At 37.4% G+C, this 553-nt stretch carries 1 pseudogene; it reads right to left on the minus strand.

The features are described from left to right. Nucleotides 1-553: pseudogene (locus tag NC797_RS18335) on the minus strand (IS200/IS605 family accessory protein TnpB-related protein); the annotation flags it as partial.

A 553-nucleotide genomic window follows, 5' to 3' on the forward strand; every position in this document is an offset into this window, starting at 1 on the left:
ACTATCCCGATTTTTTCAGCTCTCGCCTTAATGGCTGTTGTCATTTTGTTGTAAGCAAACATAGAGAGACGGAGGTTCGCTTTCTTATTGCCATAAGGATGAGATGCTTTTGAAGTTGTTGTATCTAGCTTTTCCATGGCAATTGGTTTCTTCAACTTTTCAGCAACGTTTACTAATTGAATGGCTTCTGCTTCGATTATTTTTGTAATTTGACCAGAAGTTTTGCCGAAGATGTTAAATGTTTGAGCCCAGGAGGAAACAAGTTGTCCCTTCCCATTTATATTGGAAATCGCAAAGTGATCCACATTGCAGTCAATGCCGATGACACCATCTGATTTAGAAAAATTACGATATTTCTTGTCCTTTTCTGTTAGGATGCATTTGAAAATGTAATAGTTCCCATGGTCTTCTATAGACCACGCGATAGGTTGTCCATCTTTCTTTTTATTTTTACATTGATTTTGGGTTGCAATGGCGGACTTAACTTTTTCTTGGCCATATGGAAAATGCAGATTTGGAATTTCTATTTCCTTGCCTTCTGGTGTTTTGAAGT

The sequence above is a fragment of the Terrihalobacillus insolitus genome (assembly GCF_028416575.1).
Taxonomy (GTDB): Bacteria; Bacillota; Bacilli; order Bacillales; family Amphibacillaceae; genus Terrihalobacillus; species Terrihalobacillus insolitus.